The organism is Nocardia sp. NPDC056952 (genome assembly GCF_042674185.1).
In the GTDB taxonomy this organism is placed as follows: domain Bacteria; phylum Actinomycetota; class Actinomycetes; order Mycobacteriales; family Mycobacteriaceae; genus Nocardia.
The window spans coordinates 1-13,079 of record NZ_JBHURA010000019.1 but is presented as its reverse complement, the minus strand read 5'-3'; the positions used below and the strand labels follow the sequence as shown (position 1 = coordinate 13,079).

Annotated in this window: 2 protein-coding genes; both read right to left on the bottom strand. The window is 69.2% G+C overall.

The features are described 5' to 3' along the window. Positions 1–12: 12 nt before the first annotated feature. Entirely contained in the window at positions 13–4,830 is a 4,818-nt protein-coding gene (locus ACFTS5_RS33380; RefSeq protein ID WP_378639146.1) for a type I polyketide synthase, read from the bottom strand. Next, positions 4,830–13,034, bottom strand: a complete 8,205-nt coding sequence (locus tag ACFTS5_RS33375; protein WP_378639143.1) for an SDR family NAD(P)-dependent oxidoreductase — start codon at positions 13,032–13,034, stop codon at positions 4,830–4,832. Before ACFTS5_RS33375 ends, ACFTS5_RS33380 begins: the two co-directional genes overlap by 1 nt. Between the last annotated feature and the right edge of the window lie 45 nt (positions 13,035–13,079).

Here is a 13,079-nt window from a genome sequence, read left to right as displayed (position 1 = left end):
TTCTATTTCCCATCACTCGTGTTCGCTGCGCTCGAAGGCCATGCGCACAAGCTCGTCGGTGTCCATGGCCAAGATGGCTTCGCTGTCGTCGTCGAATTCGGGCAGGTCGGTCTCGCCCGTGCCGAGGTCGAGCAGCAGGTCGAGCAGTCCCGCCTGCCGCAACCTGGCGAGCGGAATTTCGCGCAGCACTTCCCGGACAGCGGCTTCCTCCGGGTCTGCCGGTCGCTCGATCGTCTGCTCGATCACCAGCTCCGATGCCAGATAACGCGCCAAGGCGAGCGCGGTCGGGTGGTCGAAGACGATCGTGGTGGGCAATGCCGCGCCGGTCGCCGCACCGAGCCGATTCCGGAGTTCGACCGCGGTCAGCGAGACCAGTCCGAGGTCGAGCAGCTTGCTGTCGGGGTCGACCGCGGCCGGATCGTTGTGCCCGAGCACCGCGGCGGCCTCGATTCGCACCAGGTCGAGCAACCGGCGTTCCCGTTCCAGCGGTGCGTGTTTGGCGAGTTCGGCCGACAGGGCCGCGCGCACCGAATCGGCGTCGTCCACGTCGGCCCCTCCGTCGAGCGCGTGCGCCGCCTCGGGGATCGCGACCAGCAAAGGACTGGGCCGCACCGAAGTGAACACCGGCGCGAAGAGCCGCCAATCCAGGTCCGCGACCGTCGAGCAGACCTCGTCCCGTTCGACGGCGGCCACCATCGCGACAAGGGCCTGATCCGCCGCCATGGCCCGAATTCCCTGACGCGCCAGCAGATCTCCCGCCCCGACGATCATCCCGCCGGTCCAGCTGCCCCACGCGAGGGAGGTGGCCGGTCGGCCGTGGGCGCGACGGCGCAGGGCCAGTCCGTCCAGGTACGCGTTTGCCGCCGCGTACGCCGCGTTCTCGGTGCTGCCCCAGGAAGCGGCGCCGGAGGAGAAGAGTACGAAAGCGTCCAGATCCGTGGTCAGCTCGTCCAAATGCACGGCGCCGAGGACCTTGGCCGCCTGCACGGCGGCCAGTTCGGCGGCGGTCAGCTCCGACGCGGAGCCGCGGTGGTTGACCCCAGCCGCATGGATTACCGCCGAGAGCGGAGTGGTGGCCGGAATCGCCGCCAGGACGGCGGCGAGCTGTGCACGGTCGGCCACGTCGCACGCGGCGATCGTCACCTCGGCGCCCAGTGCCCGCAGCTGCGCGATGAGCGCCTCGGCACCCGGTGCACGCGACCCGCGCCGGCTGGTGAGAACCAGATGGGCGGCACCCGCCTCCGCGGCCCACCGCGCGACATGTGCGCCTACTTCTCCGGTACCGCCCGTGATCAATACCGTGTCGCGCGGGCGCCATTCGCGCACCCGCGGCGTATCGGCCAGCGGTGCCCGGATCAGGCGTCGTCCTTCGACGCCGTCGGCGCGCACAGCGAGTTGGTCCTCGCTGGGCGAGCGCAGCAGCGCGGCGGCGACCTGCGCAACCTGGTCACCCAGACCCGCGGCGCAGTCGAGGAGGCCGCCGAAGGCCCGAGGGTGCTCGAGTGCGAGCACCCGGCCGAGCCCCCAGACCTGTGCCTGTTCCGGCGAGACCGGCGCATCCGTTTCGGCGGTGGAGACCGCCGCCCGGGTCGACAACCACAGGCGGCCTGCGACATTCGCGTCGAACCAGGCCTGTGCGACTGTCAACGCAAAGACAAGTGGCCCGGAAAGCTCTGCGCCTCCCCCTTCCTCGGGGACCAAGGCCAGTACGCCCTCGACACGCTCGAGCGCGCGGAAGCGCTCGGCCAGCGCGGGTCGATCGATCACACCGCCGGGCAACTCGATCGTCAACAGTCGCGCCCCGCTCGCTTCCAGCGCGCTCAGCACCGGGTCGAAGGACTTGTTATCCGCCCCGGCCCTCGACAGCACCAGCCACGTCGCCGTTCCCGAATGCGCCGCGGACGGCTGGATCGGCGACCAGGACTCCCGGTATCTCCACGTGTCCACGACGCACTCGCTCCGGGTGCGGCGGCGCCACTGCGACAGCGCGGTGACGAATTCGGGTATTCCGGCCTGGGCCGGGGTGATGTCCAGCAGTCCGGCGAGGGAATCCAGATCGCGCGCTTCGACGTGCTGCCAGAACGCAGTTGATGCCGGATCTTCTTGCAGTAGAGCGATTTCCGGCGCCTGTGGCGCAAGCCAGAACCGCCGGCGTTCGAACGCGTAGGTGGGCAACTCGACGATCCGGCTGCTCGGGAACAGCGGATCCCAGCGCACCGGTCCCCCGTGAACATGGACCTGTGCCAGCGAGGTGACAAGCCGCATCGGTCCCCCGTCCGCACGGCGCAGCGTCCCGGCGGCGACCACCTCGGCGCCCACGGCCTCGGCGACCTGCTCGACACCGAAGGTCAGGACGGGGTGCGCACTGGTCTCGATGAAGAACCGGTATCCCTCGTGCAACAGCGACTCGATCGCCGCCGCGAATTCCACCGGCCGCCGCAGATTCTCGAACCAGTAGGCCGCGTCGAACTCCGCTCCATCCAGCAACTCGCCACGGACCGTCGAGAAGACCGGGATCCGTCCAGCCCGCGGCGTGATCTCTGCCAGTACCTGCGCCAGGTCCGGGGAGATGGCGTCCACCTGCACCGAGTGCGAGGCATAGTCCACCTCGATCCTGCGTGCGCGTATCTCGGCGCCGGCGCACTCGGCGAGCAGTGCGTCCAAAGCGGTGTTCTCTCCCGAAACCACGGTCAGCTCTGGACCATTGATCGCCGCCACCGACACTCGTCCGTCGAACCGGTCGATCAGTTCCGACACCCGCCCGGCGGGCAGAGCCACCGACACCATCCCGCCCCGGCCTGCCAGACGCTCCGCGATCAGCCTGCTGCGGCCGACGACCACTCGCACGGCATCGTCGAGCGACAGGGCTCCGGACACGTATGCCGCGGCGATCTCGCCCTGCGAGTGGCCCACCACCGCTTCGGGGACCACACCGAAGGACTCCCACACCGCCGCGAGCGACACCATCACCGCGAACGACACGGGCTGAACGACATCCACGAGGTCGAGCGATGCCTCGTCGCCGGCCGTGATCACCTCGAGCAGGGACCATCCGGTCATCGCATCCATGACCGCGGCGCACTCGGCCATCCGCGCCGCGAAAACCTCCGAGAAGCCGAGTAGTTCCCGCCCCATACCGACCCACTGGGCGCCCTGCCCAGGGAAAACGAATACCACCCGGCCTGGACGAGACACACCCGTGACGACATTCGGCGCACCGGCGTGGTCGGTGACCGACGCCAGACCCGAACGCAGCTCGGCAACCTCTCGTCCGATCACCACCGCACGATGTGGCAGATTCGCGCGTGTCACAGCCAGCGAATGCGCCACATCCGCCGTCCGGCTTTGCGACCCGTCGAGGAACGCCGACAACCGTGCGGCCTGCGCCGCCAGCACGGTCCTCGACCGCGCGGACACCAGAACCGGTACCACCACGGCATCGGGGCGATCGACAGCAGGCGGTGCGGGAGTTTGGGCCTGTTCCAGAATCACGTGTGCGTTCGTGCCCGAAACGCCGAAAGACGACACCCCGGCCCGCCGTGGTCTACCCAGCTCGGGCCACGCACGCGACTCCGTGAGCAGCTCCACCCCACCGCTGGACCAATCCACCTGCGGGGTAGGCGAATCCACGTGCAACGTCCTCGGCAGCACCCCGCGCCGGATCGCCTCGACCATCTTGATCACGCCGGCGACACCCGCGGCCGCCTGGGTGTGACCGATATTGGACTTGATCGAACCCAGCTGGAGCGGATGCGCCCGGTCCTGGCCGTAGGTCGCCAACAACGCCTGGGCCTCGATCGGATCGCCCAGGGTGGTGCCGGTACCGTGTGCCTCCACCGCGTCGACGTCGGCGGCGGACAGCCCCGCACTGTCGAGGGCCTGCCAGATGACCCGCTGTTGGGAAGGCCCGTTGGGGGCGGTCAATCCATTCGACGCACCGTCCTGATTGACCGCGCTGCCACGCACCACTGCCAATACCGGGTGCTCATTGCGCAGCGCGTCCGAGAGCCGTTCCAGCAACAGCATTCCGGCTCCCTCACCGAACACCGTGCCGTTCGCGCCCGCGGCGAACGGCCTGCACCGCGCGTCGCGGGAGATGCCGTCCTGCCGCGAGAACTCGGTGAACACGCTCGGGGTGGCGAGCACAGTCACCCCGGCTGCCAGGGCAAGCCCGCATTCCCGGTTGCGCAGCGCATTCGCCGCGAGATGCAGGCTCACCAGCGAGGACGAACAGGCGGTGTCGATGGTGACCGCAGGGCCCTCCAGCCCGAAGGTATAGGCCACTCGGCCCGACGCCACACTGCCGGAGGTGCCGGTTGCCAGAAAGGCGGCAGCCTCGTCCGGAACAGTCGCCGCACCGGCCGCGTAGTCGTGGTACATCACCCCGGCGAAGACACCGGTCCGGCTGCCACGCAACGACAGTGGATCGATTCCCGCCCGCTCGAACACTTCCCACGACAGCTCGAGCAGTAGTCGCTGCTGGGGATCCATCGCCAAGGCCTCGCGCGGCGAGATACCGAACAGTTCCGGATCGAAGTCGCCCGCACCGTCGATGAAACCGCCCGCGCCATCACGCGAGCCGGTGAAAGCCGACCAGCCACGATCCGCTGGAAACCCCGTGACAGCGTCACGGCCTTCGTCAACCAGATCCCAGAGATCGCTGGGAGATTCGACGGCCCCCGGATACCGGCAACTCATCGCGACGATCGCGATGGGCTCCCGTGTCGCCGCCTCGAACTCGGCGAGCTGCTGCTTGGCCTGCAGCATTTCGGTGGTGGCGCGCCGAAGGTAGGTGCGCAGCTTGTCGTCGCCGTCCATACCATCCCCCATCAGACTGTCCCCAGGTTGTTGTCGAGCAGGTCGAACAGCTCGTCATCGCTAGCAGCGGTGAGATCGGCGGCTTCGGGCGACGCAACCGCGTCGTCACCGCCCGCATTCGCGAGCGCACGCAGGCGCACGCGGATCTTCGAATGATCCGATCCGGCCGACTGCTGTTCCCGCAGCAGCTCTTCGATCAGATCCAGATGCGCGCTGAGTTCGGTGCCCACATCGGCGCCGAGCCCCAGTTCGCGGTCGAGATGGGCAGCCAGCGTTGTGGTGTTCGGATGGTCGAAGACCAGGGTCGGGGGCAGAGTGAGCCCGGTGCGGATCGCGATCCGGTTGCGTAGATCCACCGCGGCGAGGGAATCGAATCCCAAGTCGCGGAACGACTGTCCGGCCTCCACCGCGTCCGGCGTCGAATGTCCCAGTACCGCAGCCACTTCGGCTCGTACTGCTCTGCCGAGCTCCTCGAGCCTGCGTTCCGGGGTCATCCGGGCCAACCTGCGCACCAGCGAATCCGAGTGCTCGCCGTCGCCGGCCGCCACCCGTCTGCCCGAACCCTGCACGACCGCACGCAGCAGTGCCGGGACCGGGCCCTCGATGACGGGCAGACGCATCGGCACCAGCAGGGCCGCATCGATCGATGCCGCGTCGTCGAAAAGACGCAGCCCCTCGGCCACCGACAACGAGTTCGCCGCGTCGCCCGCACCGCCGGCCCACATTCCGGCACCCCAACGGCCCCAGGCCAACGACACCGCGGGCAGTCCTTCGGCCACTCGCCGGTTCGCGAGCTCATCGAGGAACGCGTTGGCGGCAGCGTAGTTCGACTGTCCCGGTGTGCCGAAAACACCCGCGGCAGAGGAGAACAGCACGAAGGCGGTCAGCGGCATACCCGCGGTCAGCTCGTGCAGGTTCCATGCGGCATCGACCTTGGGGCGCAATACCTTCGAGATCCGGTCCGGTGTCATCGCGGTGACCACACCGTCATCCAGCACGCCCGCCGCGTGCACGAGGCCGGTGAGTCGCACGCCGTCGAGCAGGTCGCGGACAGCCGACCGATCCGACAGGTCACATGCCGCGAATCGGACCGATGCGCCGAGCCCGGTCAATTCGTCGGACAGTTCAGCGGCCCCCGTGGCGTCGGCGCCCCGCCTGCTCGTCAACAGCAGGTCCCGGACACCGTGAACGGTGACCAGATGCCGGGCGACCTCCGCCCCCAGCGCACCGGTGGCACCCGTGACGAGCACCGTACCTGTCGGGTCCCACGAGAATTCGGGTCTCTCACCCGATGTCGCGGGCAGCAACCGAGGCGTGTGCAGCAGATCACCGCGGACCCTCGTCTGCGGCTGGCCCGTGCGGATCGCCGCGGACAGCGTCGCGCCGGTGAGCCGATCCCAGTCCACCAGCGTGAACCGGCCCGGATGTTCGGCCTGCACAGACCGCAGGAAGCCGAGCACCGCCGCTCCGGACAGGCTGCCGGACTCGGTGAGCACCACCAGGCGAGACCGCGCGTAGCGGGGATCGGTTACCCACGCACGAACGAGCTCGCAGATCCGCCCGACGGACTCGTGTGTACCCACCACCGGATCGGCCGTGTCAGCGACCGTGACCAGTACCGTATCCGGCACCACGTCCATATCGGAAAGAGCTGCGACACAGCGCACTGCGTCACCGTCGCGGCGTAGCGCGTCGTTCGCCGCATGGCTGTCGTCACCGAGCACCAGCCAGGAACGGCTCTGCCCCGCAGCGGGGGACACGGTCATCTCGGTCCAGTCGAGCCGGTACATCGAATCGACCGCGCGGCCCCGGGGTGCGAGCTGCTCGGTGGCGATAGGACGCAGGGTCACTCGGTCCACTGTCGCCACCGGAGCTCCCGATGGGTCGGCCATGTGCACCGAGAATCCGTTGCCGACCTGGGTGATCCCCACTCGCATCACCCGCGCGCGGGCCGCGTGCAGCGATACTCCGCTCCACGAGAACGGAACGTGAACGCCCGCCGTCTGCAGTGCGTCCACTCCCAGCGCCGCGCCGTGCAGCGCGGCATCCAGCAACGCCGGATGCAGGGTGAAAGCGTCCGCCGCGAGATCATCGGGCAGCACCACCTCGGCGAAAACATCGCCGCCACGCCGCCACGCCGCCCGCAGCCCACGGAACGCGGGACCGTATTCCAGGCCCGCTGCCGTCAGATTTCGGTACAGCTCCGCCACATCCAGCACCGTCGCTTCGGCAGGCGGCCACTCCGTGAGCACCGAGCCGGGTTCGCCACCACCTGATCGCGCCGAAGCGGTGACGTGCCGAGTCCATGATTCGTCGGCGAGGGCATCCTCCGGCCGGGAGTGCACGGTGATCACCCGCCGACCGGATTCCGCCGGCTCGCCGACGGACACCCGGAGCTGGACCGCGTCGGTCAGTACCAGGGGAGCTTCGAGCATCAGTTCCTCGAGCAGGGCACAACCGACCTCATCCGCGGCACGCACCACGAATTCGACGAACACGGCGCCGGGCACCACCACCAGGCCGCCCACCCGGTGATCCCCGAGCCATGGCTGACCCTCGAGTGAGAGACGACCGGTGAACAGCACCGCACCGGAATCCGGCAGGGCCACCGCGGCGGACAGCACCGGGTGGGCCGTTGCGCTGACGCCGTACCCCGCGGCATCGGTGAGCCGCGGCCCGCCCTTCGGCCAATACCTGCTGCGCTGGAACGCGTACGTGGGCAGCGACACCGGCCGGGCCGTCTCCGGTAATGCCGGCCGCCAATCGACCGACCTGCCGCCGACCTGCAGCTGCGCGAGTGAGGTCAGCAGTCTGCGCATGCCACCGTCATCACGGCGAAGCGTTCCGACCGTGATCAGATCCGCGTCGAGCTGCTCGATTCCCGCGATCAACAGTGGATGCGGGCTGACCTCCACGAAGAACCGGAACCCGGAATCGACGAGCGCGCGCAGCACCGGCTCGAACAGCACGGTCTGCCGGAGATTGCGATACCAGTAGTCGGCGCCGAACTCCGCGCCGTCGATCACCTCACCTGTCACCGTGGAGAACACCGTGATCGTGCTGGGCCGGGCCGAAATCCCCGCGAGCAGTCCCGCAAGGTCGGCCTCGAGCGGCTCCACGTGGCGCGAGTGCGAGGCGTAGTCGATCCCGATCCAGCGAGTACGGATCCCCCGCTCCGCACATGCTTCGACCAGCTCGTCGAGCGCGGCGGTACCACCGGAGACCGACGTCGTCTCGGGGCCGTTCACCCCACCGATATCCAGCACGGACCCGATGGATTCGAGCAGGCGCCGCGTCTGGTCGACCGACAGCGCGACCGACACCATGCCGCTGTGCCCGGACAGCCGGTCCGCGATCAGCTTGCTGCGCAGCACGGCGATTCGGGCGGCGTCGGGCAGGCTCAGCGCCCCCGCGAAACACGCCGCGGCGAGCTCGCCCTGCGAGTGCCCGACGACGGCATCGGGCTCGACTCCGTGTTCTCGCCACACCTGCGCGAGAGAGACGAGCATCGCGAACCACACCGGCTGCAGAATGTCGGTGCGCTCCAGCGGCGGCGCGCCGTCGACGCCGCGCACCACATCGAGCAGCGACCAACCGGAGATCGGGTCCATCGCCGCAGCGCATTCGGCCATGCGCGCAGCGAAGACCGGTGAGTGCTCGAGCAGTTCCTGCCCCATGCCGGCCCACTGCGACCCCTGGCCGGGGAAGACGAACACGGTCTTGCCGTCACGAACGCACCCCCGGCCGAGGACGAGCCCCGGCGCGGATTCACCGGCCGCCAGATCCGACAGGCCCGCGACGATCTCGGAGCGCGTATCGCCGACGACGACGGCCCGGTGGTCGAACACAGACCGGGTGGTGGCCGCAGCGTGCGCCAGCTCGACCGCACCGACCGAGGCATCGTGTCGGAGCAGTGCCGCGAGTCGATCGGCCTGTGCGCGTAGTGATTCAGGCGATCGCCCGGAGACCGGCACGGCGACGGCCGACGGCAACCCCTCGGGTTCGGCGGGCTCGCCGACCGGGGTCGCGACCACCTGCTCCAGAATCACATGCGCGTTGGTTCCGCTGAAACCGAAGGACGACACCGCGGCACGGCGCGGGCGAGCCGATTCCGGCCACGTCCGGGCTTCGGTGAGCAACTCCACCGTGCCCGCCGACCAATCGACATGCGGTGTCGGTTCGTCGATGTGCAGCGTGCGCGGCATGATGCCGTGTCGCATCGCCTGCACCATCTTGATCACCCCTGCCACACCGGCAGCCGCCTGGGTGTGACCGATATTCGACTTCAGGGAACCCAGCTGGAGCGGCCGGTCGTGCGGCCGCGCGCTGCCGTAGGTGGCCAGCAGGGCTTGCGCCTCGATGGGATCGCCCAGCGTGGTGCCGGTTCCGTGCGCCTCGACCAGATCCACGTCGGCAGTGGACAGTCCGGCGTTGGCGAGGGCCTGACGGATGACGCGTTGCTGCGCCGGACCGTTCGGCGCGGTGAGCCCGTTCGAGGCTCCGTCCTGATTGGTCGCCGAACCACGGACCACGGCCAGCACCGGATGCCCGTTGCGGCGGGCATCGGACAGCCGCTCCAGGAGCAGCACCCCGACGCCTTCGGACCATCCGGTTCCATCAGCACTCGCCGCGAACGCCCGGCATCGGCCGTCGGCCGCGAGACCACTCTGGCGCGAGAATTCCGTGAACGCACCCGGAGTGGCCATGACCGTCACACCACCGGCCAGCGCCAGCGTGCACTCTCCGGAACGCAATGCCTGTGCGGCGAGATGCATCGCAACGAGCGAGGACGAACACGCCGTGTCGATCGTGACCGCAGGCCCCTCCAGACCGAACGTGTACGCGATCCGGCCCGATGCCACGCTCGCCGAGCCGCCGGTACCGAGGTAGCCGACGAGGTCGTCGTCGTCCTGCACCAAACCGGTGTAGTCGTGGTACATCACGCCGGTGAAAACCCCGGTGCGACTGCCCTGCAGCGTGGCCGGATCGATTCCGGCGCGCTCGAACGTCTCCCAGGTGGTCTCCAGCAGCAGTCGCTGCTGCGGGTCCATCGCCAGCGCCTCCCGCGGCGATATGCCGAAGAAGCCGGCATCGAAATCGGCTACGTCGTACAGGAATCCGCCGTGGCGAACCGTGTCCGGGCCCGACGCGATCCGCCAGCCACGATCGTCGGGGAACGGTGCGACCGCGTCGGTGCCGTCCAGGACCAGCTGCCACAGCTCCTCGGGTGAACTCACTCCACCGGGATAGCGGCAGGCCATTCCGACAATGGCGATCGGTTCGCCGAGCTCGGCGGCGGGATCGGCGGGTGATTCGGCGCGCACCGCACCCTCTGCCGGGCGTTCGAACAGCTCACCCTGGAGATACCGGGCCAGCGAGGCGACCGCCGGGTAGTCGAACACCAGAGTCGCGGGAAGGCGCAGACCGGTCGCGGCGCCCATCCGATTACGGAACTCCACCGAGATCAGCGAGTCGAAACCGAGATCGGCGAACGACGCATCGCGTTCGATCGAGTGCATGCCATCGTGCCCGAGCACCGCCGCGGCGTGCTCCCGGATCAGCTCGAACAGCGCATCCGACTGCTCGGCGGGCCGTAGGCCGGACAGCCGGCCTACGAACGCCCGGCCGCCTTCGCCGGCGGTGGCGACCCGCCGGTTACTCACGGGCACCAGCTTGCGCAGCAAAGCCGGAACCTGCGGCTGGGCACGCATCGCCGCGAGGTCGAGGCGAGCGGGCATGAGCACCGCGTCGTCGAGGGCGAGGGCGATGTCGAACAGTGCGAGGCCCTCGGACTCGGTCAGCGCGAAGACCCCGGAACGGGCATGGCGGGTCTTCGCCGACGCGTCGAGTCCCAGCGCCATCCCGCCGTCCCACGGGCCCCAGGCCAGTGATTTCGCCGAGGAGCCGCGGCGTTCGCGATAGTGCGCGAGTGCGTCGAGAGCCGCATTGGCGGCCGCGTAGTTGGCCTGGCCGGGGTTACCCACGATGCCCGCCGCGGACGAGAACAGCACGAACGCGGCGAGATCATGATCGACGGTCAGCTCGTGCAGATTGACCGCGGCCGTGATCTTCGGTGCGAGCACTGCGTCGAGCCGGTCCGGAGTCAGCGCGGTGACCACACCGTCATCGAGCACACCGGCGGTGTGTACGACCGCGGTCAGCGGGTGCGCGGTCGGAATCGAAGCCAGGACCTCCGCGAGCTCGTCGCGGTCCGCCACGTCGCACGCCACAACTCGAACGAGGGCGCCGAGCGAGGCCAGCTCGGCCACCAGCTCGGCCGCGCCCGCAGCATCCGGGCCGCGCCTGCTGGTCAGCACGAGATTGCCGACGCCGTAGGCGCGCACCAGATGCCGCGCGAGCGCCGCACCCAGGATGCCGGTGCCACCCGTGATCAACACGGTTCCGGCGGGGTCCAGTTCGAGCGGGCTCGCTTCGGAGGCGGGGACCCGGACGAGTCGTGGGACGTAGATGCCGTCGGCGCGCACCGCGCACTGCGGTTCGTCCGCCTCCGGCACTACGACGAGGTCGTCGCGGGTGTCGACCAGCCGGAATCGGCCCGGATTCTCTGCCTGCGCCGAGCGCACCAACCCCCACACCGCGGCAGCGGCCGGATCGATGCTGTGATCATCGCCGACAAGTGCTGCGCCGCTGGTCACGATGACCATTTCGGAATCGCTGAGCCGCTCGTCGGCGAGCCACTGCTGTATCGCTGTCAGCGCACGATGCGTGGCCGCGACGATCGACCTCGAAAGGTCGGCATCGGCGGGCGCGCAGGCGAAGTCGACGGCGAACCGGGCCGGGATCCGGCCTCCCGTATCGATGTCATCGAACAACACCGACAACCCGGAGTGGCGCGGCAGCCCGGCTGCCATCGGCACAGCCGTACGGGCCCATTCGACACCGAACAGCGAATCGCCGGTCGTGCTCAGCTGCCGACGGTCGACCGGGCGAAGCATGAGCGTGTCCACCCGGAACACAGGCTGTCCGTCCGGATCCGTAGCAGCGATGGTCAGTGTGCCGGTGCCGGTCGCAGTGATCCGCACCCGCAGCCGCTCGGCGCCGACAGCGAACAACGACACCCCGTTCCACGCGAAGGGAAGCCAGGTGCCCTCAGCCAGTGATCCGAGGTCGGCCGCGCCGGCTCCGTGCAGCGCCGCGTCGAGCAGTGCCGGGTGCAGAGCGAAACGTCCTGCCGCATCGACCAACTCGTCCGGGATCTCCACCTCGGCGAAGACCTCGCCACCCTGAGTCCAGGCTGCCCGGACACCACGGAACGACGGGCCGTAGTGCAGACCGGCCACGGCGAATCCGGCGTACAGCTCATCCACCGCCAGGGCGGCGGCGCCGGCGGGCGGCCACATCTCGCCCGCGTCGGCCCCGGACCGGGTGTCACCGCTCAGCAGACCGGTGGCATGCCGGGTCCAGGGTGAATCATCATCACGACGGGAGTAGAGGCTCAGACCGCGGTCCCCGGTGCCGGTCGGCGGATCGACCACCAGCTGCACCTCGAGACCGCCTGTCTCCGGAAGCAGCATCGGGGCCGCCATCGTCAATTCGGCAACCCGCGGGCACCCGACCCGAGCACCCGCGGCGAGCGCCAGCTCGACCTGCACGGCACCCGGCACGACCACTGTGCCCGAGATTTCGTGGTCGGCCAGCCAGGCGTGCGTCCGCCTGGTCCACCGGCCGGACATGATCAGCGTGTCGGGTTCGGCGAGAGTGACTGTCGCGCCGAGGAGCGGATGGCCATTCGAGGGCGATCCGGCCGCGGGTAGCGGCGCTTGTGACGGCCAGTAACGACGGTGCTGGAACGGATAGGTCGGCAGGTCTACCCGCCGTCGGTGCCCGGCCGGGAAAAGCGCGGTCCACGCCACGTGCAAGCCATGGGTGTGCAGTCGGCCGAGCGCAGAGAGCATCGTGTCGAGCTCCGGCCGGTCCGATCGCAGTGCGGACACCGCGAGTGCTTCGCCGGCATTCTCCGGCACCAAGGCAGTGAGCACACCCCCCGGTCCCACCTCCAGAAATCCCGTCACGCCCTCTGCCACGAGGGTCGCGACACCATCACCGAAACGCACGGCCTCCCGCACATGCCCCACCCAATACCCCGGCTCACACACCTCCCCCGACACCAGACCGCCGGTCACATTCGACACCAAACCGACACGGGGAACACCGAACTCGACCCCCGCACACACCTGCGCGAACTCCTCGAGCATCGGCTCCATCAACAACGAATGAAACGCATGCGACACCCGCAACCG